The organism is Saccharopolyspora gloriosae, assembly GCF_022828475.1.
Classification (GTDB): domain Bacteria; phylum Actinomycetota; class Actinomycetes; order Mycobacteriales; family Pseudonocardiaceae; genus Saccharopolyspora_C; species Saccharopolyspora_C gloriosae_A.
On the sequence record NZ_CP059557.1, the window covers coordinates 3,659,317 to 3,681,775 of the forward strand.

Here is a 22,459-nt window from a genome sequence, read left to right on the forward strand (position 1 = left end):
GCCCGTGAGCGGGTCAACGCGACGCGCGGAGCCGCGCGCCCACCCCGGTGTGACGCCCGGCGCGGCCCGGCTCACGCGGCGGACACGAGCGCATGAAAAGGCTCCCGGTGCGAACGCGCACCGGGAGCCGGATTGCGGCACCCGAGCGGGCCGTGAGCCCGCTGTCCGGATCAGGTATCGGCGCCGCGGAAGTCCTCCGGAGAGACCGAGTCCAGGAATTCCCGGAACTTCTCGACCTCGTCCTCCTGCTCGTCCGGGATGATCAGCCCGGCCTCGTCGAGCACCGACTCGTCGGCGTGGATCGGCACTCCGACCCGCAACGCCAGCGCCACCGAGTCACTCGGGCGTGCCGAGACCCGCACGTCTCCATCGAAGATGAGTTCGGCGAAGAACGTGCCCTCCTGCAGATCGGTGATCCGCACCTCTTCCAGGTCCCGCCCCAGGGCGCCGATGACGTCCTTGAGCAGGTCATGGGTGAGCGGTCTGGCCGGTCGCACGCCCTGCTGCTCCAACGCGATCGCGGTGGCCTCCACCGATCCGATCCAGATCGGCAGGTACCGTTCGCCCTCGGTCTCGCGCAGCAGCAGAATCGGCTGGTTGGCTGGTAGTTCCACTCGCACGCCGACGACGCGCATTTCGCTGCTCATCGTCTCATCGCCTCCTCCAGCGCGCCGAAGCGTGACATCCTTGGTCGAGGATCGCGCACCGACGCCTCTGACGCTACCCGCGATACGGCGGTGGCCATCGCCTCCGCCCGAATTTTCCGCTCGGTGGACGGCTTTTCCGGCTCGTTCACAGCCTCGTACCGATCGATCGCCGATACCCGGCTCTTGTTGTCCGCCTCGGTCCGAACACCGACCCGAGGCGATTCCTGACACCGTTGCCCACCTGCTCACGAGCGAACGACGTCCACCGCCACGATACACCGCACCGCCATCCGCAGAACCCGTTGCGGATCGCGGAGAACAGCTCCGGAACCACGCCGCACCCCGGCCGCCCGAACGGCCGTGGTGATCACCGGCCGGCGGCGGACCGAGTTGCGATCACCGCCGAGAACGATCGGGGCGACGCCGCCAGGCGCCGCCCCGATGCGCTCGGTACACGGAACGCTCGCCTTAGCGGCCCTGGCCCTCGATCGGACCGGTCAGGAACACCAACCGGAACTTCCCGATCTGCACCTCGTCGCCGTTGGCGAGCACCGAGGTGTCCACCGGTTCCCGGTTGACGTAGGTGCCGTTGAGGCTGCCGACGTCGACGACGACGAAGTCGTTGCCCTCTCGCCGGAACTCGGCGTGCCGACGGGACACCGTCACGTCGTCGAGGAAGATGTCGCTGTCCGGGTGGCGTCCGGAGCTGGTGGTCTCCCGATCGAGCAGGAATCGCGACCCGGCGTTCGGGCCGCGCTTGACCACCAGCAGGGCAGCCCCGGCGGGCAACGCATCGACCCCGGAGGCCGCTGCCGGCTCCGGGGTCGCACTCTCGGTGCTCTCCGGCTCCGAGAGGAACGGCCTGAAGACCGAGGTGGTCTCCGGTGACTGCTCCGGCGGAACGCCGCCGGGCCCGTCGTTCTGGCTCACCTGAGCTCTCCTCTGCGCGGATGGGTCGTGCAAGTGCGGTCAAACGTACCGTGCCGTCCCAGGTCGCAGACGCGGGACTCCCACCTCAAGCCGACTGCGAACCCGAGATCAACGATCATCCCTGGTCGATGAGGGCTTGGTAGTCGCTTTCCTGGAGCAAGTCGTCGGGCGCGGCCGGGTCGGCGAGCTTGATCTCGATCATCCAGCCTTCGCCGAACGGCTCCGAGTTGACCAGCTCCGGCTGGTCGTCGAGCTGCTCGTTGCGGGCGACGATCTCGCCGGCGACGGGCGCGTAGATGTCGGAGACGCTCTTGGTCGATTCGACCTCGCCGATGCCGCCACCGGCCTCGACGGTCTCGCCCACCTCGGGAAGCTGCACGAACACGACATCGCCGAGCTGCTGCTGGGCGTAGTCGGTGATCCCGACGCGCACGGTCGCCTCGCCGGTGCGCAGCACCCACTCGTGATCCTGGGTGTACTTGATCCCGTCCGGGGCCACTGGGGTCCCGCCTTCCTCGTCGAGCCGTGAGCGGGGCGAAGTGCGCCGCCGCACCCGCACGCGATGATCGCGACGGGCCACGCGAGCCTAGGTCGGGGCCGCTTTCGGCCGCAAGATGGGCACGCCGTGATCGACACGGCACCGGTACCAGGCGCGGCGAGGGGGATCAACCGCCGGGTTCCGGGTCAGGCGCTACGGGAACGGGCCGCGCGCACGGCGCCCAGAACCTGCATCAGGTACAGGACGCCGGCCCACACGTAGAGCGCCCCGCCCCAGCAGGTGAAGGCGTAGGCAACCGGTCGCACCACGCTCTCGAAGGCGAAGTCCTCCTGCACCAGCAACAACAGCGGGAACGCGTACATCAGGCAGAACGTGGCCGCTTTGCCGAGGTAGTGCACCTCCGGCGGCTCGAATCCGTGCCAGCGCAGCACCGGAAGGCACAGCGTGAGCACGACGTCGCGACCGATCAGAGCGGCCGCGGCCCACCACGGGATCACGTCGCGGAGCACGAACGCGAACAGCGTCGCGACGATGTAGAGCCGGTCGGCCGCGGGGTCCAGCAGTTCGCCCACCCGGCTGTACTGGTCGAGCCAGCGGGCCAGTTTTCCGTCGAGCCAATCGGTGGCACCGCTGACGACCAACACGAGCAGTGCGAGCAGGTCCGATTGCGGCCCGAGCAGCAGCCACAGGAAGAGCGGAACACCTGCGAGCCGCACCGCGCTGAGCAGGTTGGGCCACGTCATCCAGGGGTCGTCCCAGACTCCGGCGGCGACTTCCTTGATCCGGGCGATGCCCGGATCCGGCGGTGCGGCCGCCGTCGAGCGCTCCTCGGCGCCGGGCGCCGCTTCCGCGCGGGAAGGTTCTCCGGACTGCGACGACCGATCCGAGGCGTCCGCGCCTCGGTCCGGTTCGTCGTGTTCGGTCATTCGGGATCCTGCCGGTTCCGGGGACGTGGGATCGCCCGCTTCACCTCGGCCTTTGGCTCCGGCCGTGGTGCCGTCGGCGTCCTGCACCACAGCCCTCCCTGACACGGTTGTGCGATCCGCCGCGCGGCGCTCACCTGCGCCTGCGGTTCTCGGGCGCCTCGGCGCCCGCTCGGATCAGGGTGCCACACCCCCCTTGCGGTAGCCGGAGCGGCCGGGGGTGGACGAACCGGTCAGCCGCGGTCGTGGCTCCAGCCACGGCGCTGCAGTTCCGCGTCGGTGAGGAAGCGCGCTCGGCCGCGGTCGTCGACGCCGGCCCAACGGGCGCGGCCGCCCGCGCCTTCAAGGACGAACGAGTGGCCGCCGCTCCAGACCACGCTGCACGGGGTGGTGGGCAGTTCCGCCGTCTCGGCATCGCCATCGGCGGCGCCGTCCCGGTAGGTCATTTCCACGCTGATCAATGCTTGACACCTCCATCACGGTTGTCGGCCGGGCCGCGGTTCGCGTTAACCGACCGCCTCCCCCACCCACGCATTGTGTTCGATCCATGACCGCAAGTTCCCTTGAATTCATGGGGGTGCGCCCAGCGGGAGAACCGCGCGATGAGCGGATGATCTTGAAAGTGCGCGGGTTCGGCTCGGCAGAACTCACACCGACCGTTCGTCGTGAATCGCCACGATCACTCTGTTGTCGCGACGGAAACCGTTCGGTCCGCCGATCGCCCATTGTGGACTGTCGCATGATTTCGCGCGGGACGGAAACGAACCCCGCACCACCGGCGCGGCGCGGATGCTGGCGCGAACGGACCCTCGTCGGGTAGGACACTGAGGCCCGGAACACCGCCAAGGAGGTCATGCTCATGAGCGCCTACGCCGACGCCTACCGGCGAAGCCTCACGGACCCCGAAGGGTTCTGGCTGGAGGCCGCCACGACCGTCGATTGGGACCGTGCACCGACCACCGCGTTGGACGAGTCCGGCCGGTGGTTCCCGGACGGAGTGCTCAACACCTGCTTCAACGCGCTGGACCGGCACGTCCGCGACGGACGCGGCGACCAGGACGCGGTGATCTGGGATTCCGCGATGACCGGGCAGGTGGCCCACTGGACCTATCGCGAACTGCTGGACCGGGTCTCCAGGTTCGCGGGCGCGCTGCGGGCGCGCGGGGTCGGCAAGGGCGACCGGGTGATCGTCTACCTTCCGATGATCCCGGAAGCGCTGGTGGTGATGCTGGCGTGCGCGCGGATCGGCGCGGTGCATTCGGTGGTGTTCGGCGGTTTCGCGCCGAAGGAGCTCGCCGCGCGGATCGACGACGCCCTGCCGACGGTGCTGGTGGCCGCCTCCTGCGGCCTGGAGCCGAACCGGGTGGTCGAGTACAAGCCCATCGTGGACGAGGCCCTGCGGCTCGCCGAGCACCGCCCGGAAGGCGGCGTGCTGATCTTCCAGCGGGAGCAGGCCCACGCCGAGCTCGGCCCCGGCGAGGCGGACGCGGCGGCGGAACTCGCCGCCGCCGAACCCACCGACTGCGTGCCGGTGGCGGCGACCGATCCGCTGTACGTGCTCTATACCTCCGGCACCACCGGCCTCCCCAAGGGCGTGGTGCGCGACCACGGCGGTCACGCCGTGGCGCTGCGCTGGTCGATGAACGCGATCTACGACATCGGCCCCGGCGAGGTGTTCTGGACCGCCTCGGACGTGGGCTGGGTCGTCGGGCACTCCTACATCGTCTACGGTCCGCTGTTGGCCGGGGCGACGACAGTGGTCTACGAGGGCAAGCCGGTGGGTACTCCGGACGCCGGGGCGTTCTGGCGGGTCATCGCCGAGCACGGCGTGAAAGCGTTGTTCACGGCGCCCACCGCGTTCCGGGCGATCAAGCGGGTGGATCACGAGGCCGCCGAGCTCGCCCGCTACGACGTGTCGAGCCTGCGGACGTTGTTCCTGGCAGGCGAGCGGCTCGATCCGGAGACCTACCAGTGGGCCGTGCGGACCTTGGACGTGCCGGTGGTGGATCACTGGTGGCAGACCGAGACGGGCTGGCCGATCTGCGCGAACCTGCGGGGCCTGGAGCCGATGCCGATCAAGCCGGGCTCGCCGACGGTGCCGGTGCCGGGGTTCGACGTGCGGGTGCTGGATCAGTCCGGCGAGGAGCTGCCGCACGGCTCCGAGGGCGCGATCTGCATCAAGCAGCCGTTGCCGCCGGGCATGCTGCCGACGTTGTGGGGCGATGACGAACGGTTCCGCGAGTCGTACCTGTCCCGCTACCCCGGTTACTACCTCACCGGCGACAGCGGGCACATCGACGAGGACGGTTACGTGTTCGTCATGGGCCGCACCGACGACGTGATCAACGTCGCGGGCCACCGGTTGTCCACGGGCTCGATGGAGGCGGTGCTCGCGACGCATCCGGCGGTGGCGGAGTGCGCCGTGGTCGGCGTGCACGACCAGCTCAAGGGCCAGGTGCCGCGCGGGTTCGTGGTGCTCAAGTCCGGCGTGGAGGTGGATCCGGAGACGTTGCGCGCCGAGCTGGTGGCGTCGGTGCGGGACCAGATCGGGCCGGTCGCGGCGTTCCGCGACGTCGACGTGGTCGACGGCCTGCCGAAGACCCGCTCCGGCAAGATCCTGCGCAAGTCGATGCGCGAGATCGCGGACTCCGGGGAGACGAAGGTGCCGTCGACGATCGAGGATCCGGCGGTTCTGGAGAACCTGCGGGAGTCGCTGCGCGGCGGCCGCTGATCCGGAGCCGGGCTCGCCACCGTCTCGAACGGCGTCCGATACGTCCGTTCGGGCGCTGCTCAAGAGGGCGAGTGTGGTCTATACCTTTATGACCACGTCCCCTACCGGGAGCGAGCCCATGCCCCTCACCTCCTCACGACCGGTCCGCGCGCGCCGGGTCCGCGCCGCGACGGCGGCGCTGCTGACCGGTGTGCTCACCGCCGGAGCTCTGAGCACGATCACGCCCGCGGCGGTCGCCGCGCCGGAATCCCCGCTGCACCAGGTCATCCCCGCTCCGGAATCGGTGCGCGAAGATCCCGGCGTGGAGTTCACGCTGACCGCCGAGAGCGCGATCAGCGCCGATCCGGGTGCGAGCGAGGTCGCCGACTACCTCGCCGGAGTGCTGCGTCCCGCCACCGGGTTCCCGCTGCCGGTCGCCGAGGGCGGCGCGGGCGATGTCGCGCTGCGCCTCGACGACGCGGACCTCGGGCCTGCCGGATACCGGCTCGACGTCGCGGGCGACGCGGTGACCCTGCACGCGGGCGGCGCGGACGGACTGTTCAACGGCGTGCAGACGCTGCGCCAGCTGCTGCCCGCGACGATCGAGAGCCCGCAGGTGCGACCGGGGCCGTGGACGATCCCCGGCGGTGAGATCACCGACCGGCCGCGGTACGAGCACCGGGCGGCGGGGCTCGACGTGGCCCGGCACTTCTTCGACGTCGAGTCGGTGAAGCGCTACATCGATCAGATCGCGCTGTACAAGATGAACTTCCTGCGCCTGCACCTGAGCGATGACCAGGGCTGGCGGATTCAGATCAACGACTGGCCGCGGCTCACCGAGCACGGCGGCAGCACCGAGGTCGGCGGCGGCCCCGGCGGCTTCTACACGCAGCAGGACTACTCCGAGATCGTGGCCTACGCGGAGTCCCGCCACGTCACCATCATCCCGGAGATCGACACCCCCGGGCACACCAACGCGGCGCTGTCGTCGTACGCGGAGCTCAACTGCGACGGGGTCGCGCCACCGCTGTACACCGGCATCGAGGTCGGGTTCAGCTCGCTGTGCGTGGACAAGGACGTCACCTACGAGTTCCTGGACGACGTGATCCGCGAGATCGCGGCGCTCACCCCCGGCCCGTACCTGCACATCGGCGGCGATGAGGCGGACGCGACGAGCGACGAGCAGTACCGGGCGTTCATGGACCGGGCGCTGCCGATCGTGGAGAAGTACGGCAAGACCGCCGTCGGCTGGCACGAGTACGCCAAGGCCGAGCCGCAGGCCGGTTCGGTCGTGCAGTACTGGGGCGTCGAGGCCGCGGAGGCCGACACGATGGCGGCGGCCGCCGCCCGCGGCAACAAGATCCTGATGTCGCCCGCCGACAAGTCCTATCTGGACATGAAGTACGACGAGTCCACCGAGCTCGGCCTGAGTTGGGCCGCCTACATCGAGGTCGCCGACGCGTACGGCTGGGACCCGGCGAGCCACCTGCCCGGCGTGCCCGCGGAGTCCGTGCTCGGCATCGAGGCTCCGATGTGGACGGAGACGCTGGAGAACTCCGCGCACCTGGAGACGATGGCGTTCCCGCGCCTGCCCGCGATCGCCGAGCTGGGCTGGTCGCCTGCGGCGACGCACGACTGGGAGTCGTTCCGCACCCGGCTCGCCGAGCAGGGTCCGCGCTGGACGGCGGCGGGCATCGGCTTCACCCGCTCCCCGCAGATCCCCTGGCCGTGAACGCACGAGTGAACGGACCGTTCGCCCGATCCGACTGGACGAACGGTCCGTTCACCCACTCACACCCGGCTGCACGCGCACCCGGAGGCCACGCCGTCCAGCGGAGTTGAGATGGAGTGAACGGTCCGTTCGTCCAAGCGGATTGGACGAACGGTCCGTTCACTCCGCCGCTCGTTCGGCGCCGGTCAGCTTTCGCCGAGGCCTGCCCACTCCTCGTCGGTGAGCAGCCGGGAACGGATCAGGAAGCGCACGCCTTCGGGCGCCTCCAAGGAGAAACCGCTCCCCCGCCCCGGTACCACGTCGATGGTGAGGTGGGTGTGCTTCCAGTACTCGAACTGGGGGCCGGACATCCACATCGGCACCGGATCCGGCTCGCCGTTCTCGTCGTGCACGGCCAGATCACCGAGGTGCACGTCCGACACTCCGGTGCGGAACTCGCCTTGCGGGTAGCACATCGGGGCACTCCCGTCGCAGCACCCGCCGGACTGGTGGAACATCACCGGGCCGTGTTGCGCCCGGAGGCGGCGGATCAGGTCCGCCGCCTCCGGGGTCACGGCCACCCGTGCGGGAGTGCCCGTGTCGGTGTCGCCCATCAGAACAGCCCCGGGCCGCTCTCGGCGTAGCTCACCAAAAGGTTCTTCGTCTGCTGGTAGTGGTCGAGCATCACCTTGTGGTTCTCGCGCCCGATGCCGGACTGCTTGTAGCCGCCGAAGGCCGCGTGCGCCGGGTAGGTGTGGTAGTTGTTCACCCACACCCGGCCGGACTGGATCTCGCGGCCCGCCCGGTAGGCGGTGTTGCCGTCGCGGGACCAGACGCCGGCGCCGAGACCGTAGAGGGTGTCGTTGGCGGTCTTCACCGCTTCGTCGTAGTCGGCGAAGGACGCCACCGACAGGACCGGGCCGAAGATCTCCTCCTGGAAGATCCGCTGCTTGTTGTGCCCCTCGAAGATCGTGGGCTGCACGTAGTAGCCGCCCGCGAGATCGCCGCCGTGCTCGATGCGCTCGCCGCCGGTGAGGATCTTGGCGCCTTCCTGCTTGCCGATGTCGATGTAGGAGAGGATCTTCTCCAGCTGGTCGTTGCTGGCCTGGGCGCCGATCTGGGTGTCGGTGTCCAGCGGGTTCCCCTGCTTGATCGTCTCCGTGCGGGCCACCGCATCGGCCAGGAAGTCCCGGTAGATGCCCTGCTGGACCAGCGCCCGCGACGGGCAGGTGCACACCTCGCCCTGGTTGAGGGCGAACATCGCGAAGCCTTCGAGCGCCTTGTCGTAGTACGCGTCGCGCTTGGCGGCGACGTCGTCGAAGAAGATGTTCGGGCTCTTGCCACCGAGTTCCACGGTGACCGGGATGATGTTCTCGCTGGCGTACTGCAGGATCAGCCGTCCGGTCGTGGTCTCACCGGTGAAGGCGACCTTGCGGATCCGGGGGTTCGAGGCGAGCGGCTTGCCCGCTTCGACGCCGAACCCGTTGACGACGTTGAGCACGCCCGGCGGCAGCAGGTCCGCGATCAGTTCCAGCAGCACGTGGATCGATGCGGGCGTCTGCTCGGCGGGCTTGAGCACGATCGCGTTGCCGCCCGCCAGCGCCGGTGCCAGCTTCCAGGTCGCCATCAGCAGCGGGAAGTTCCACGGGATGATCTGGGCGACGACGCCGAGCGGCTCGTGGAAGTGGTAGGCCACGGTGTCGGGGTCGATCTGCGACAGCGAGCCCTCCTGAGCTCGCAGCGCGCCCGCGAAGTAGCGGAAGTGGTCGATGGCCAGCGGAATGTCGGCGGCCAGCGTCTCCCGGACCGGCTTGCCGTTCTCCCAGCTCTCGGCGACCGCGAGCTTCTCCAGGTTCTGCTCCATGCGGTCGGCGATGGCCAACAGCACCCCGGCGCGTTCGGCGGGCGCGGTGCGTCCCCACGCCACCGCGGCGCCCTCGGCGGCGTCCACCGCGCGCTCCACGTCGTCGGCGGTGCCGCGAGCGATCTCGGTGAAGGCCTTGCCGTTGATCGGCGACGGATTCTCGAAATAGCCGCCCTTGGCGGGCGCGACGTACTCGCCGCCGATGAAGTGGTCGTAACGCGAGCGGAACTCGACCACCGATCCGGCGGTTCCCGGTGCTGCGTAGAGGGTCATTCGGTGCCTCCCGTACGACGTTGTGCGGTGTCGTCGAGAAGCTACGGACGGCAACGTTGCAGTGACGTTGCCGGTGCGTTGCGGGAGACCGGGACCGGACGGCAACGGAGTGACCATGCTTGCTTGTTGCCTGCGTCACGGTCCAGGATGGTCCGATCGAGCGCGCTCCACCGCACCGGCGGAGCAGCTTCCGAGCGTGACCGCCTCAGCACCGTTCGGTACCGTGCCAGGTCCGGATCTTGAACCGAATCGTTGCCGGCTCGTGGCGATGCCGGACTGCTCGGCGGGGAGAGGAGAAGACACTGGCTCACCGCGGCGCCTGGCCGTCTCCGCACCTGGTCGACACCGTTCGGCGCAGTGCCGCGACAAGTCTCCGGCGGACTCTCCGTCCGCACCGCCCCACCGGCGGGTGGCGCCGCCCAGTCCTCGCAGCGAGTACGGAGTCATGAAGCGCACCGACCACACCCCGCCCGACCCGCTGGAACGCGCCCGCCTGCTGCGGCGGGTGCACACCGCCGTGCTCTCCGGGCAGCGCGCTCCGCAGGCACCGCGCCCGGTGGTGTTCGAGTCGTGGCGTCGATCGCTGGCGGCGAGCGTGGATCCGGAGCGGTGGGAACCGCCGGTGGTGTTCGAGTCCGATCGGCTCGCCGAGGTCCGCGCGGCGCACCCGCTGGCGGCCTGCGTGCCGATGCTGCGGCGCACCCTGCTCGACGCGGCGGACGGCACCACGCACATCATGATCGTCACTGACGCCGAGGGGAACATCCTGTGGCGTGAGGGCCATCCGAACGTGTGCCGCGCCGCGGACCGCGTGCACCTGGCCGAGGGCACCACGTGGTCGGAGTCCTCGATCGGCACGAACGCGATGGGCACCACGCTGGCCACCGGGCGCGCGGTGCAGATCCACTCGGCCGAGCACCTGGTTCGCCGCTACCACTCGTGGACCTGTGCGGCGTCGCCGGTGCACGATCCGGAGACGGGCCGGATCCTCGGCGCGATCGATCTCAGCGGCCCGCTGCACACCATGCATCCGGCGCTGCCCGCACTGGTCTCGGCCGCCGCGACTCTCGTGGAAGGCACGCTGCGGGACTGGATGGCGCGGCGCGACGAACTCCTGCGGGAACGGCACATCGACGCGCTGCGCGCACTGCGCGGCGAGCCGGGGGCGTTGCTGAGCTCCTCGGGCCGCGTGATCGCCGCCGAACCGGGTGATCTCGGGCTGCCGGACCGGGTCGAGCTGGACCGGCCGGACGGGGCGTTGCTGTTCGGCGGCCGAGAAGCTCACATCGAGCCGCTGGACGACGGCTACCTGCTGCGCGCGCCGCGGCAGAGCACCCCGCTCCCCGCACCGGCATCACCACCGGCCGCACGACAGGCACCGACGCTGCGGTTGCGCTTCCTCACGTCCCGCCCGGTCGCCGAACTGCGCGGCCGCGAGGTGTCGCTGAGTCCGCGCCGAGCGGAGCTGCTGGCCGTGCTGGCGTTGTGCCCCGACGGCGTCAACGCCGAGCAGCTGGCCCTCGCGCTGCACGGCGAACAGGGCAACCCGGTGACGGTGCGCGCCGAGATCCACCGGCTGCGCACCCAACTGGGACACGACGTGGTGCAGACGAAGCCGTACCGGCTCGCCGCCGAGGTCGACGCCGACTTCTTGGACCTGCGGGCCGCATTGCGGGAGGGACGGCTGGACTGCGCACTGCGACTGCACCGCGGCGTGCTGCTGCGCTCGTCCGAATCGCCCGCCGTGCGCGACGAGCGGGAGGACCTGATCACCGGGCTGCGCGGCGCGGTACTGGCGGCACGCGACCCGGAACTGCTGTGGCGGCTCGCCGAGGGGTCGGCCGGACGCGACGACATCGAGGTGCACGAAGCGCTGCTGGCCTTCCTGGCCACCCACGACTGGCGCCGCGCGACGATCACCGCCCGCCTCAAACGGCTACTGGACGAGCCGGCCTGAGACGTGTTCGCCGAGTGAGTTTTCGATCATCCTCCGGTCAGCCGCGGAGCCGGAACGCCCACCCGGTTCGCAGCGGCCTCCTAGCGAGGACAGCCCGTTCGGCGTTGCGCGAGAACGGGATCCCGCAGCGAGAAGGCCGCTGAGGTTCCCCCACCCGGGCACCTACGCGGATCCCGCTGAAGAGCCGATCAGGCCTTGGACTCCAGAACCGTCCACCATTCCGCGAGCGTGGGGCGTTCGGCCAGATCGGCGAACGTGACCTGCACGCCCTGGCGGCGCCAGCGCTCCACCAGGCTCATGATCCGCACCGAATCGAGCCCCCAGTCCAGCAGGTTCTCCTCGTCGGTGAGTTCCTCCGGGTCCTCGTAGAGCAGTTCGGCCACATCGGCCCGCACGCCCTCCAAGGTCAGCTTCTCGTTCATCTTCTCCTCCTGCACCCGCCGTTGCCCGGCCTCGTCGACGTTCCCGGCGCTCATGCGACCACGGATCGCTGCGGCGCCAACGCATCGGCCAGCCGCTGCGCAGAGTCGACCACGGCGCACCGCTTCGCCGCGTACCGCACCGCCATCAGGTGCTCATCGGCGGAGAAGTCGGCGACCGCGTCGGCGGCCAGGAACGCCTGCACCTCCTGCTGGAACGCCTCGGCGGCGGTCATCAGGCAGCCGATGTGCGCGTAGATCCCGGTGATGATCAGCTGGTCACGACCCCAGGAGCGCATCGTCTCGCGTAACTCGGTGCGCTGGAACGCGCTGTAGCGCCACTTCGTCAGCCGCACGTCGCCCGGTTCGGGGGCGAGTTCGTCGATGATCGCCTCCTGCGCGGGGTCGGCGACGCCGGGACCCCACCACTCCAGCTGCAGGCCGCGCTGCTGCGGAGTCTGCCCGCTCGGCTGGGCGCAGTACACCACCGGCACACCGGCCGCACGGGCCTGCTCGGCCAGCGTCCGGATGTTCGGCACCACCTCGGTCAGCGGCTCCGAACCCGGTTCGAAAGCGTCCACGAAGTGGCGTTCCATGTCGTGCACGAGCAGCACGGCCCGGCTCGCTTCCGGCCGCCAGTCCACCCGGTTGGCGGGCAGCTCGTCCTGCCTCGGAACCCGGTACGGCGCGATCGTCGGCAACCCCACCTGTACTTCCTCCTGTCCTGCTTCGGTCCCGCCCGGGGCGGTTCCCCGGCCGGTGCGGCGGGGTCGGCCCCGCTCCGTTCACGGCCCGTCTGGTCAGCGACGTTCGAGTTCCGGCACCAGTTCGCGCTGGACCGCCTCGCGCAGGTCGCGCTTGCTGATCTTGCCCACGCCGGTCTGCGGGAACCGGTCGACGAACTCGACGCGGTCCGGCACCTTGTACCCGGCGAGTCCGCGCTGCCGGACGAACTTGATCAGTTCTCGGGGTTTCGGCGGTGTTCCGCGCGGCACCACGAACGCGCAGGTGCGCTCGCCCAGGTAGTCGTCCGGCATGGACACCACGGCGGCGTCGTGCACGGCCGGGTGCGCCAACAGGTGGTTCTCCACCTCTTCGGCGGCGACCTTCTCCCCGCCCCGGTTGATCTGGTCCTTCGCGCGCCCCTCCACCACGATGTTGCCCTCCGCGGTGAACCGGACCACGTCACCGGTGCGGTAGAAACCGTCCGGGGTGAACGCCTTCGCGTTGTGCTCCTCGGCGCGGTAGTAGCCGCGGATCGTGTACGGCCCGCGGGTGAGCAGGTGCCCGGTTTCCCCGGGAGCGACCGGTTGATCCGCGTCGTCGACGACCAGCACCTCGTCTTCGGGGAGATCGGACGGCCCTGAGTGGACACGATGACGTCCTCCGGGTCGTCCAGCCGCGTGTAGTTGACCAGCCCCTCGGCCATCCCGAAGACCTGCTGCAACGTGGCGCCCAGCACCGGCCGCACCCGGCGGGCCACTTCCTCGCTGCACTTGGCGCCGCCGACCTGCAACACCTCCAGGCTGGAGAGGTCGTGCTCGGTGTTCACGGCCGCGTCGAGCCACACCAGAGCCAGCGGCGGCACCGCGGCCAGCAGCGTGACGCGCTCCCGCTCGATCAGCGGGAACACCTCGTCCGGGCTGGGTCGCCGGGCCAGCACGATCCGGCCGCCCGCCTGCAGCACGCCGAACGTGCCCGGGGAACTCATCGGGAAGTTGTGCGCGGCGGGCAGCGCCACCAGGTACACGGTGTCCGCGGTGACGCCGCAGATCTCGTTGCTGGCGCGGAACGAGTAGGCGTAGTCGTCGTGGGTGCGCGGGATCAGCTTCGGCACCCCGGTGCTGCCACCGGACAGCTGCAGGAACGCGATGTCCCCCGGCCCGGGTCCGTCCACATCGGATGGTTCTGCGTCGAGCTCCGACAGCGGGCGGAAACCGGACTCCCCCGGATCGCCCGCGATCAGCACGTGGCGCAGCCCCGGCACCTTCGCCACGACCTCGGCGGCCAGCGCGCGGTGGTCGAAACCGGCCTCCACGTCGCAGGTGATGTAGGCCGCCGCTTCGCTGAACTCGCAGAAGTACGCGACTTCGGTGAGCCGGTGCGAGGGCAGCGCGAACACCGGGATCGCCCCGATGCGGAACAGGGCGAAGCACACCTCGAAGAACTCGGCGACGTTCGGCAGCTGCACCACGACTCGGTCCTGCGCGCCGATGCCGAGTTCCCGCAGTCCGGCGGCCAGCCGGTCGGCGCGGGTGTCCAGTTCGGCGTAGGTGATCGAGCGGCCGGCGTCCACGACCGCGGTCCGCTCACCGTGCTCGGCGGCGCGGGCGCGCAGCATCGCGCCGAAGGTCTCACCTCGCCAGTACCCGGCTTCGCGGTAGCGGGCGGCGGTTTCTTCCGGCCAGGTCGGACATCCGGGCAGCATCGGCTTTCCTGTTCGTTCGGGGGTCACGGGCGATCGGACATCACAGCGCGTCCGACCAGCCCATGGCCGACAGCGCGGTGCGGAACTTCGCGGAGGTCTCGGCCAGTTCGTCGGCCGGTTCGGAACCTTCGACGATCCCGGCACCCGCGTACAACCGCAATGACGTGTCCTCGATCTCGGCGCAGCGGATCGTGACCACCCACTCGCCGTCTCCCGCGGCGTCGCACCAGCCGACCATGCCGGTGTAGAAGCCGCGCTCGAACGGTTCGGCCTCGGCGATGGCCGCCCGCGCGTCCTGCGGCGGCGTGCCGCACACCGCGGGCGTCGGGTGCATCGCGACGGCGAGCTGCAGCGACGAGGTTCCGGGGTCGGCCAGCTCACCGGTGATCTCGGTGGACAGGTGCCACATCGCGGTGGTGTGCACCACCGAGGGGTGCTCCGGCACCACGAGGTCGCCGCACAGCGGGCGCAGCGCCGCCACGACGGCTTCGACCACGGCGGCGTGTTCGCGGAGGTCCTTGCCGGAGGCCAGGAGTTCGTCGGCGCGGCGGCGGTCCTCGACGCGGTCCGCGCTGCGCGGCCGGGACCCGGCCAGCGGGTTCGCCCGCACCCGGACACCGTCGCGGGACACCAGCAGTTCCGGGCTCGCCCCGAGCAGCGTGCGATCGAGGCCCGGCTGCTCGCCGAACGAGTCCCGCGAGCCGTCCTGGCCGCGGCGCGGCAGGTCGACGGCGTAGGTGTAGCCGCCGGGATCGGCGCCCGCGAGGTTGCGCAGCATCACGCCGGGATCGATCGGCTCCGAGGTGGTCAGCTCCAGGGAGCGCGCCAGCACGACCTTGCTCATCTCGTCGTCGCGCAGGCGCTTGAGCACCCGCTCCACCGCCCGTTCGTACTCGGCGGGAGCCGGAACCTGCTTGAGCCGGTAATCCAGCCGCGGCGTGTCGGGCGCGGCGACCGGAGCCGTCAACGGCGCGGCGCGGCGCACCTCGCTCGGCAGCACCAGGTGCGCGGGCAGGTTCTCGCCGAACGGCACGGCACCGACCACCAGCGGGTTCACCCGGCCGAATTCCTCGGCGTGACGCAGGAATTCGGCGACCTGCTCCGGTAGCCCACCGCGGCCGCCCGCGCACGTCGTCTTCGGAACCACGGCGTCGACGCCGTCGGCCAACAGCGAGCCGCGCGGGGACGCGAAGAAGAACGAGGAACCGGCCTGGTATCCGGCGAGCAGCGCGGCCGGGCTCGGATGCTCGTCGAGCTCGTCGGATTCTCCGCGCATGGTGGTATCGCTATCGATGGTCATGTGTGCCTTCCGTGCGGGCGGGGTGTCGCGGTCGGTTCAGGCGCGCAGCGTCGCGCCGCCGTCGACGTACAGGTCGTGCATCGTGATGTGCCCGGCCTGGTCGGAGAGCAGGAACACGACCGCCTCCGCGATGTCCTCGGCCGTGGCGAGTTTGCGCAGCGGAATACCGGTCTTGTAGGTCTCCGGCGAGCCGTCGATCACCGGTTCGGCGCCGCGTTCGTCCCACAGCCGGTGCTGCATCGGCGTGTCGGTCGAACCGGGTGAGACCACGTTGCAGCGGATGCCGTACTCGGCCAGTTCCAGACCCAGGGATTTGGTGAACAGCGTCGAAGCCGCCTTCGAGGCGCCGTAGGCGGCCATTCCATGCCGTGGCACTCCCGCGGCGTTGGAGCCGACCGTGACGATGGAGCCTCGACCGCGCGGGATCATCCGCTTCGACACGGAGCGGCACAGGTGGAACACGCCGGTGGTGTTGACCGCGAACGTCCGGTGCCAGTCGTCCTCACCGATGTCCTGCACGGTGCCGGGACGCAGGATTCCCGCGACGTTGACCAGCAGGTCCACCGGTCCGGCCTCGCGCTCGACCCGTTCGATCACCGCCTCGACCGCGTCGGCGCCGGCGACGTCCGCGGGACAGGCCAGCACGTGCCGCCCCTTCTCCGCGCCGGCCGAGACGACTTCGGCGAGCGCGTCGGCGTCCAGGTCGACAGCGGCCACGGTCGCACCCAGCTCACCCAGCGCGTGCACGACCGCGGCACCGATACCGTGAGCGGCACCGGTCACAACAGCGGTCCGGCCGCTGATCCCCCTGCGGTCCATCTTGCCCTTTCCCTAGGCGGCGCGATCCCGACATGAGACTGACTCATGTCTGTATGGTTAGGCTAACCTGACCATTGAGGAAACCGGTAGGGGATGACCATCACATCTCATGCCAGGCAGGACGCCGAGACCTTGAGCTCTCCACGGGGGTTCGCTCGGGGCCGTCGATGATCACACGATCCAGCGATGGCGCACAGGTGTTCGAGCGGGGAAGGTCGAAGGTATGAACCTTCGCTCATCGCACCCGTTTCCGAGCCGCGCCGAACCTCAGCTCGGTGGCACCACGCCCTGGACGAAACCGAGTTCGAGCAGATCCTGCGGCCGCAGCTTCAGGCGATCGGCGAGTGCCGGCACGTTCTCCGGCGGCTCCTTCAGGATCGACGCGCTCGATTCCGGTGCGATGACGGCGAAGTACGCGTCCGCGGTGATCCAGGTCGAATCCGGCGCGGCCAGCGCCAACGCGCCCCCGGATCCGCCCTCGCCGATGACCAGCGTTGTGATCGGGACCCGGGCCTCGGCGACCGCGGTGAACAGCTGCCCGATCGCGGCCCCGGCACCGGCGCGCTCGGCCGCGGCGTCGTTGGCCGCGCCCGGGGTGTCGACCAGGGTGAGCACCGGCAGGCCCAGTTGGTCGGCCAACCGGATCAGCCGAGCGGCCGTGCGGAAACCGGCCGGGGTGTTCGCGGTCCCGGCCTGCGCGGCGTAGGCGACCGGCCGGCCGTCGTGCTCGCCGATCCCGCACAACATTCCCGAGTCCGTGCCACCTGCACGGTCTCCGCTGAGCTCGAACCGGGAGGTGAAATAACGGTCCAGGTAGTCGGCTGCATGCGGACGGTTCGCGGCACGTGCTCGCTCGACCGCGTCCCACCCCGTCTCCGGCGCGGACCCCGCCGCAGAACTCGGCGAATCCGAGCTGCGGAACGACTCCGGCACCTCGGCGGGATCGGGCGAGCAGGCCAGGCGTTGCGGGTGCAGCAGACCGACCAGTTCGGCCAGCGCGGCGGGAAGTTCCTCGTCCGCTACCAGGCGATCCACCTGGCCGTCGGCGAACTTGCCCTCGGCGGTGAACGCCTCCCCGGTTTCGGTGGCACTGCGCACCCGGCTGCCGCCGAAGGCCACCGCGACCTCCGGCGCGGCGAGCACGATGTCCGCGCCCGCCGCCAGCGCCGCCCACATCCCGCCGGTCGTCGGGTTGCGCAGCACCGTGATGTGCGGAATCCGCGCCTGCCGGGTCAGCAGGCAGGCGCGGGCGATCGCCTGGAGCTGGACCAGGGCGCGGATGCCCTCCTGCATCCGGCTGCCGCCGGAGGCGACCAGGGACACGACCGGCAGCCTGCGCTCCCGGGCCTGTTCGAACGCGGCCACGACCCGCGCACCCGCCTCCTCGCCGACCGAACCACCGAGAAAACCGAAATCGAAAGCGATCAACACCGCTCGGTCCGCGCCGAGCGTGCCGTGCCCGCACAGCACCGATTCCTCGGCGCCCGTGCGCGCGGCGGCGCGGCGGCGCTGGCCGTCGTAGCCGGGCCAGCCCAGCGGCCCGTCTGCGGACGCGGCGCGCGCGGAGCCGACGTGCGGGGCCTCGAACTCCTCGAAGTCCCCGCACAAGGTGCCGATCAGCTCGCGCGCACCGATCGCCTCACCCATGCAGCGCCTTTTTCATGACCTTGCCCATCTCGTTGCGCGGCAAGGAATCCACGAACCGCACCTCACGCGGCCGCTTGTGCGGCGTGAGCAACCGGGCCACGTGCTCCACGAGCTCCCGCGCCGTCGCTTCCGAGTCGGGGAGTTCGGAGGCGGGCACCACCCAGGCCAGGATGCGCTCACCCAAGTCCGGATCGGCTTGACCGGTCACCGCGACCTCGGCGACCGAGGGGTGTTCCAGCAGCGCGTTCTCGATCTCCCCCGCGCCGATCTTGTAACCGCCGCTCTTGATGATGTCGGTGGCCTTGCGCCCGACGATGCGCAGATATCCGTCGGGTGCACGGGTCGCGACGTCCCCGGTGCGGAACCACCCGTCCACGAACGCCTCGGCGGTGGCGTCCGGACGGTTGAGGTACTCGGTGAACAGGTTCCGCCCGCGCACCAGGATCTCCCCCACCGTGTCGTCATCGCTGACCTCGATGTCCCGACCGGCATCATCAACGAGCTTGATCTCCACGCCGTCGAACGGCAGCCCCACGTAACCGGGCCTGCGGTCACCGGAAGCCCGCACACCGGAGTTCATGATCGTTTCGCTCATGCCGTAGCGCTCCACGACCCGCTGCCCGGTCAGCCGCGAGATCCGCTCGTGCTCCACCGCGGGCAATGCGGCGGATCCCGACACGAGCAGCCGAGCGCGACCCACCGCTTTCGCCAGTTGCGGATCCCGCTCGGCGTCATCGGCGAGCCGGTGGTACATCGTCGGAACTCCGAACAGCATCGTCGCCTCCCCCGCCAACTCCTCGGCCGCGGCCTGCGAGGAGAACTTGCCCAGGTGGCGCACGGTGCCACCGAGCCGCACCGGCCCGAGCGTGCCGAGGATCAGGCCGTGCACGTGGAACAGCGGCAGCGCATGCACCAGCACGTCCTGATCGGTCCATTCCCAGGCGTCGGCCAGCGCGTCCAGGTTCGCCCGGATCGCACGGCGCGGCAGCACCACGCCCTTCGGCGGCCCGGTGGTGCCGGAGGTGTAGACGATCAACGCTGGCGCGTCCTCGCTCGGTTCGGCGGGCAGCTCCCCGGTTCCAGGAACCAGATCGACCTCCTGCACCGAGACCTGCCCCAACGCCTCCGGCGGCTCGAATCCCGGCGCCGCCAGCAGCAGTTCCGGCTCGCTGTCGCCGATGATGTGGGCGAGTTCCCGCTCCCCCACCTTCGGGTTCACCGGCACCACGGCCGCGCCCGCGGCGAGAGCACCGATCACCGCGACGCAGGTCTCCAACTCCGAAGTGGCCCACACCGCGACGCGCCGGGCGGAGCCGACCCGTTCGGCGATCCCGGCCACGGCGGCGGTCAATTCCGGATAGGTCAGGGCGCGGGCACCGAACCGGAGGGCTTCCTTGCCCTCGGGCCTGCGCAGCTTCGGGAACAACTCCGTTGCGCGATCCATGCGTACCTCCGAGGTCGGTTCCATGTCACCCCAGTCCGGGGAGGACGAAAATGAGCCACGCCACAAGCGGCCCCACAGCCACGACCACCCCGCCGTAGATCATCAGGCGGCGGAAGAAGACCTCCCGGTCCACGCCCTTCGCGTTGGCCAGCACGATGGCGCCGTTGGTGGAGAACGGGCTGACGTCCACCAGCGTGGCGGCGACCGCCAGCGCGGTCACCATGCCGATCGGGCCGATCGTGCCGGTGGCGAGGAACGGCACCGCCAGCGGGATCAACGCCCCCATCAACCCCACCGACGAGGCGAAGGCGGACACGACACCGCCGATGTAGCACAGCAGCAGCGCGGCGAGCAGCGGAAGCCCGACCCCGGCGACCGCGTGCCCCACGTAGTCGATCGTGCCCATTTCCTGCAGCACGCTGACGTAGGTCAGCACACCGCAGATCAGCAGCACCGTCGGCCAGGTGACCTCCGCGGGAGCGTTCGCCGCGGTCTTCGGCGAGATCACGGTGAGCACCACGGCGACGCTCATCGCCACCAGCCCGGCGTCGAGTTCGAACACCAGGGTGCACACGACCAGCGCCGCCAGTCCGAGCAGGGTCAGCACCCGGTCGCGGGTGAGCCGCAGCTGTTCGGGTTCCGAGTCGGAGTCCGCGGGCAAGGTGGTGGAGTGCGCACGAGCGGTGCGCAGACCGCCGAACACGACGAACACGACGCCCGCGATCATCAGGTTCACCGCGAAGCTGCCCAGGAACAGCACCAGCGGATTGCCGGGCAGCCCGTTGTCGGCGACCACCCCGTTCACGATCACGCCGTAGACGCTGATCGGCGAGAACCCGCCCGCCTGCGCGCCGTGCACGACCATCGCGCCCATCAGCAGCGGGTTGATGCCGTGCCGGGCGGCCAGGTTCAGCGCGATCGGCGCGATGATCGCGCAGGCCGCGGGGCTGACCGCGCCGATGGCGGTGAGCAGTGCCGCGATCCCGAACATCACCCACGGGATCACCACGAGCCTGCCGCCGACGAGCCGAACCGCCCAGTGCACCAGCCAATCGGTGGTGCCGTTGGCCCTGGCGATGGCGAACAGGTAGGTCACGCCGACGAGCACGACGAAGATGTCACCGGGGAATCCGGCGAAGATGTCGTCATCGGACAGGCCGCCTGCGAGTTTGCCGACCGCGAAGGCGGCGGCGAACGACAGCACCCCCATGTTCACCGACATCGTCGTGGCCAGCACGAAGCAGGCCACGAGCGCGAAGATGGAAATCAGCTCGGGCGACACCGTTGTCTCCTCACCGTCCATGCGCCTCGGGTGAGACCGGACACACTGGTTTACTGGCTGGACCACTTTGCGCCGCGAGATCGAGAGCGTCAAGGGCCGAAATGGTTCAGTTCCCGGACCACTGGCCCGCTGCTAGCCTGGACGTCCACGATCTCCGGAGGACGAGGAGACGAACGTGTCCGACGCGCTGCGGCCGCTGACCAGGCCGAGGCTCTACGAGCAGGTCGTGCTGCGGCTGCGCGAACACGTCGCCGCGTCCGGTCTCGAAGTGGGCGATCGGCTGCCACCGGAGCGCGAGCTGGCGGAACGGCTCGGTGTCAGCCGGGCATCGGTGCGCCAGGCGATCGTGGTGCTGGAAGTGCAGGGCCTGGTCGAGGTGCGCCACGGCGGTGGCACCTACCTGCAGCGCCGCACGCTGGACAGCGAACCGGTGGACGAGCTGGTCGCCCGCCGCAACCGGCTTCCCGACGTGCTCGACGCCCGTGAGGGGCTGGAGACCAAGCTCGCCGAACTCGCCGCCGAACGCCGCACCGACGCCGACCTGGCGGAGATCGACGCGGCGCTAGCCGCCATGCGCGCCCAGGTCGAACGCGGCGAACTGGGCGGTGAGGGCGATCGCCGGTTCCACGCCGCGATCACCGCGGCCGCGCACAGCACGATGCTCGCCGAGTTCATGCGCACCATCGCCGAGGAGATCGCCGAAAGCCGCCAGGAATCGCTGCGCCAGCCGAACCGGCCACCGAAGTCGCTGGCGCAGCACGAACGCATCGCCGAGGCGATCCGTGCGGGCAACCCCCGCACGGCGAGCACCGCGATGCGCCGTCACCTGCGCACCGTCAGCAGAGTCCGCCTGCTCACCTGGAACCCGGACGACGACGAACAGCGCTGACCGCGGCGAACGGGACGTACCGGAACACCATCGCGCACCTGGTGACCTGGCGGAACTGCCCGCACGGAGGTCCCGGTAAGGTCGACCCGTTGCCCCGTTCGAGTTCCGTGGAGTACGTCCTGATGTCCGCTCGCCCCCGATCCGACAGCGGACACGCGCCCACTACGAGGCCGGGACTCGCACGATGATCGGCTGGCTGCTGGCCACCGCCGGAACCGCCCTGCTGGGCAGCGTCTTCCCCCTCGCCAACATCGAGCTCTACCTCGTCGGAGTCCTCACCCAGGTCGACGGGCTGAACTGGTGGGCGTTGGCGTTGGCCGCGGCGATCGGGCAGATGGCGGGCAAGACCCTGTTCTTCTTGGCGGGCCGGGGCGGTTTCAGCCTCGGCACCAGGCTCGGCCGCATGACCGAAGCACGCAAGGGCGGGCGCTGGGCTGTGTGGCTGGAGAAGTTCCACGACCGCACCCAACAGCACCCGTGGTGGGGCCTCGGGGTCCTGTTCGTGAGCGCGGTCCTCAGCTTCCCGCCGTTCACCGTGCTGTGCTTCCTCTCCGGCGCAGCGGGGCTGCCGCTGCTGGGTTTCCTCACGGTGAGCCTGATCGGGCGCGCGATCCACTTCCTGATCGTGGCCGGCGCCCCGGAGCTCATCCATCAGCTGCCGTTCTTCGGCTGAGGCGTAACCACCCGCCGTGGCGGGCACCCAGCGGGTACAGGCGT

General features: G+C 70.3%; 19 protein-coding genes and 1 pseudogene. 5 read left to right on the top strand and 15 right to left on the bottom strand.

Annotated features, from left to right (window positions below; genetic code table 11):
• Positions 1 to 170: 170 nt before the first annotated feature.
• The 5 genes from H2Q94_RS15710 to H2Q94_RS15730 all read right to left on the bottom strand — a co-directional run bounded on the left by H2Q94_RS15710 (position 171) and on the right by H2Q94_RS15730 (position 3,445).
• A complete protein-coding gene (locus H2Q94_RS15710; protein ID WP_184479390.1) occupies positions 171 to 647 on the bottom strand; it encodes a bifunctional nuclease family protein in 477 nt (158 codons plus the stop codon).
• A 468-nt stretch (positions 648 to 1,115) separates the two neighbouring features.
• Positions 1,116 to 1,577: a glycogen accumulation regulator GarA gene (gene garA / locus H2Q94_RS15715; protein WP_243787857.1), complete on the bottom strand. Its 462-nt coding sequence runs from the start codon at positions 1,575 to 1,577 to the stop codon at positions 1,116 to 1,118.
• A 115-nt stretch (positions 1,578 to 1,692) separates the two neighbouring features.
• Positions 1,693 to 2,076 (bottom strand): glycine cleavage system protein GcvH, encoded by a 384-nt coding sequence (gene gcvH, locus H2Q94_RS15720; RefSeq protein ID WP_243795717.1) that lies wholly within the window; start codon positions 2,074 to 2,076, stop codon positions 1,693 to 1,695.
• A 185-nt stretch (positions 2,077 to 2,261) separates the two neighbouring features.
• Entirely contained in the window at positions 2,262 to 2,819 is a 558-nt protein-coding gene (gene clsA, locus H2Q94_RS15725) for a cardiolipin synthase ClsA (RefSeq protein ID WP_243795718.1), read from the bottom strand.
• Positions 2,820 to 3,232: 413 nt separating this feature from the next.
• Complete coding sequence (locus tag H2Q94_RS15730; RefSeq protein ID WP_243795720.1) at positions 3,233 to 3,445, bottom strand: hypothetical protein; 213 nt, start codon at positions 3,443 to 3,445, stop codon at positions 3,233 to 3,235.
• 407 nt (positions 3,446 to 3,852) lie between these two features.
• Between H2Q94_RS15730 and H2Q94_RS15735 the strand changes: the two genes are divergently transcribed.
• Together H2Q94_RS15735 and H2Q94_RS15740 are read left to right on the top strand one after the other, a co-directional pair.
• Positions 3,853 to 5,730, top strand: coding sequence for a propionyl-CoA synthetase (locus H2Q94_RS15735; RefSeq protein ID WP_258718610.1), 1,878 nt, complete (start codon positions 3,853 to 3,855; stop codon positions 5,728 to 5,730).
• A gap of 118 nt (positions 5,731 to 5,848) precedes the next feature.
• On the top strand, positions 5,849 to 7,441 hold the full coding sequence (locus H2Q94_RS15740) for a beta-N-acetylhexosaminidase (protein WP_309501031.1): 1,593 nt from the start codon (positions 5,849 to 5,851) through the stop codon (positions 7,439 to 7,441).
• A gap of 185 nt (positions 7,442 to 7,626) precedes the next feature.
• Here H2Q94_RS15740 and H2Q94_RS15745 read toward each other — a convergent pair whose 3' ends face one another.
• Complete coding sequence (locus H2Q94_RS15745; RefSeq protein WP_243787861.1) at positions 7,627 to 8,034, bottom strand: DUF779 domain-containing protein; 408 nt, start codon at positions 8,032 to 8,034, stop codon at positions 7,627 to 7,629.
• On the bottom strand, positions 8,034 to 9,557 hold the full coding sequence (exaC, locus tag H2Q94_RS15750; RefSeq protein WP_243787862.1) for an acetaldehyde dehydrogenase ExaC: 1,524 nt from the start codon (positions 9,555 to 9,557) through the stop codon (positions 8,034 to 8,036). The genes H2Q94_RS15745 and exaC overlap by 1 nt, the downstream gene beginning before the upstream one ends.
• Before the next feature lie 445 nt (positions 9,558 to 10,002).
• Between exaC and H2Q94_RS15755 the strand changes: the two genes are divergently transcribed.
• Positions 10,003 to 11,514, top strand: coding sequence for a helix-turn-helix domain-containing protein (locus H2Q94_RS15755; protein WP_243787863.1), 1,512 nt, complete (start codon positions 10,003 to 10,005; stop codon positions 11,512 to 11,514).
• A gap of 188 nt (positions 11,515 to 11,702) precedes the next feature.
• On the opposite strand, the gene H2Q94_RS15760 is transcribed toward H2Q94_RS15755, so the two are convergent.
• The 8 genes and pseudogenes from H2Q94_RS15760 to H2Q94_RS15795 form a co-directional block, all read right to left on the bottom strand.
• The gene (locus H2Q94_RS15760; RefSeq protein ID WP_397545357.1) at positions 11,703 to 11,990 is read right to left on the bottom strand and encodes a phosphopantetheine-binding protein; all 288 of its coding nucleotides are present in this window, start codon (positions 11,988 to 11,990) and stop codon (positions 11,703 to 11,705) included.
• Positions 11,987 to 12,640: an isochorismatase family protein gene (locus H2Q94_RS15765; protein WP_243787864.1), complete on the bottom strand. Its 654-nt coding sequence runs from the start codon at positions 12,638 to 12,640 to the stop codon at positions 11,987 to 11,989. The genes H2Q94_RS15760 and H2Q94_RS15765 overlap by 4 nt, the downstream gene beginning before the upstream one ends.
• A 93-nt stretch (positions 12,641 to 12,733) precedes the next feature.
• Positions 12,734 to 14,361 (bottom strand): annotated as a pseudogene (locus tag H2Q94_RS15770) ((2,3-dihydroxybenzoyl)adenylate synthase).
• A gap of 40 nt (positions 14,362 to 14,401) precedes the next feature.
• The gene (gene dhbC, locus H2Q94_RS15775; protein ID WP_243787865.1) at positions 14,402 to 15,661 is read right to left on the bottom strand and encodes an isochorismate synthase DhbC; all 1,260 of its coding nucleotides are present in this window, start codon (positions 15,659 to 15,661) and stop codon (positions 14,402 to 14,404) included.
• Positions 15,662 to 15,697: 36 nt separating this feature from the next.
• The gene (locus H2Q94_RS15780; RefSeq protein WP_243787866.1) at positions 15,698 to 16,480 is read right to left on the bottom strand and encodes a 2,3-dihydro-2,3-dihydroxybenzoate dehydrogenase; all 783 of its coding nucleotides are present in this window, start codon (positions 16,478 to 16,480) and stop codon (positions 15,698 to 15,700) included.
• Positions 16,481 to 16,747: 267 nt separating this feature from the next.
• The gene (locus H2Q94_RS15785; RefSeq protein WP_243787867.1) at positions 16,748 to 18,127 is read right to left on the bottom strand and encodes a carboxyl transferase domain-containing protein; all 1,380 of its coding nucleotides are present in this window, start codon (positions 18,125 to 18,127) and stop codon (positions 16,748 to 16,750) included.
• Entirely contained in the window at positions 18,120 to 19,571 is a 1,452-nt protein-coding gene (locus tag H2Q94_RS15790; RefSeq protein WP_243787868.1) for an acyl-CoA synthetase, read from the bottom strand. The genes H2Q94_RS15785 and H2Q94_RS15790 overlap by 8 nt, the downstream gene beginning before the upstream one ends.
• Before the next feature lie 25 nt (positions 19,572 to 19,596).
• Complete coding sequence (locus H2Q94_RS15795; RefSeq protein ID WP_243787870.1) at positions 19,597 to 20,853, bottom strand: SLC13 family permease; 1,257 nt, start codon at positions 20,851 to 20,853, stop codon at positions 19,597 to 19,599.
• 175 nt (positions 20,854 to 21,028) lie between these two features.
• On the opposite strand from H2Q94_RS15795, the gene H2Q94_RS15800 reads away from it, so the two are divergent.
• A complete protein-coding gene (locus tag H2Q94_RS15800; protein WP_243787872.1) occupies positions 21,029 to 21,742 on the top strand; it encodes a FadR/GntR family transcriptional regulator in 714 nt (237 codons plus the stop codon).
• Positions 21,743 to 21,926: 184 nt separating this feature from the next.
• Entirely contained in the window at positions 21,927 to 22,415 is a 489-nt protein-coding gene (locus H2Q94_RS15805) for a VTT domain-containing protein (protein ID WP_243787874.1), read from the top strand.
• Positions 22,416 to 22,459: the final 44 nt, after the last annotated feature.

Coding starts and splice junctions, on each gene's coding strand:
- exaC (WP_243787862.1), bottom strand. CDS start 9,557: ATGACCCTCTACGCAGCACCGGGAACCGCCGGATCGGTGGTCGAGTTC.
- H2Q94_RS15740 (WP_309501031.1), top strand. CDS start 5,849: ATGCCCCTCACCTCCTCACGACCGGTCCGCGCGCGCCGGGTCCGCGCC.
- H2Q94_RS15805 (WP_243787874.1), top strand. CDS start 21,927: ATGATCGGCTGGCTGCTGGCCACCGCCGGAACCGCCCTGCTGGGCAGC.
- H2Q94_RS15745 (WP_243787861.1), bottom strand. CDS start 8,034: ATGGGCGACACCGACACGGGCACTCCCGCACGGGTGGCCGTGACCCCG.
- H2Q94_RS15755 (WP_243787863.1), top strand. CDS start 10,003: ATGAAGCGCACCGACCACACCCCGCCCGACCCGCTGGAACGCGCCCGC.
- H2Q94_RS15760 (WP_397545357.1), bottom strand. CDS start 11,990: ATGAGCGCCGGGAACGTCGACGAGGCCGGGCAACGGCGGGTGCAGGAG.
- H2Q94_RS15710 (WP_184479390.1), bottom strand. CDS start 647: ATGAGCAGCGAAATGCGCGTCGTCGGCGTGCGAGTGGAACTACCAGCC.
- clsA (WP_243795718.1), bottom strand. CDS start 2,819: ATGACGTGGCCCAACCTGCTCAGCGCGGTGCGGCTCGCAGGTGTTCCG.
- dhbC (WP_243787865.1), bottom strand. CDS start 15,661: ATGACCATCGATAGCGATACCACCATGCGCGGAGAATCCGACGAGCTC.
- H2Q94_RS15780 (WP_243787866.1), bottom strand. CDS start 16,480: ATGGACCGCAGGGGGATCAGCGGCCGGACCGCTGTTGTGACCGGTGCC.
- H2Q94_RS15735 (WP_258718610.1), top strand. CDS start 3,853: ATGCTCATGAGCGCCTACGCCGACGCCTACCGGCGAAGCCTCACGGAC.
- H2Q94_RS15785 (WP_243787867.1), bottom strand. CDS start 18,127: ATGGGTGAGGCGATCGGTGCGCGCGAGCTGATCGGCACCTTGTGCGGG.
- H2Q94_RS15790 (WP_243787868.1), bottom strand. CDS start 19,571: ATGGATCGCGCAACGGAGTTGTTCCCGAAGCTGCGCAGGCCCGAGGGC.
- H2Q94_RS15730 (WP_243795720.1), bottom strand. CDS start 3,445: ATGACCTACCGGGACGGCGCCGCCGATGGCGATGCCGAGACGGCGGAA.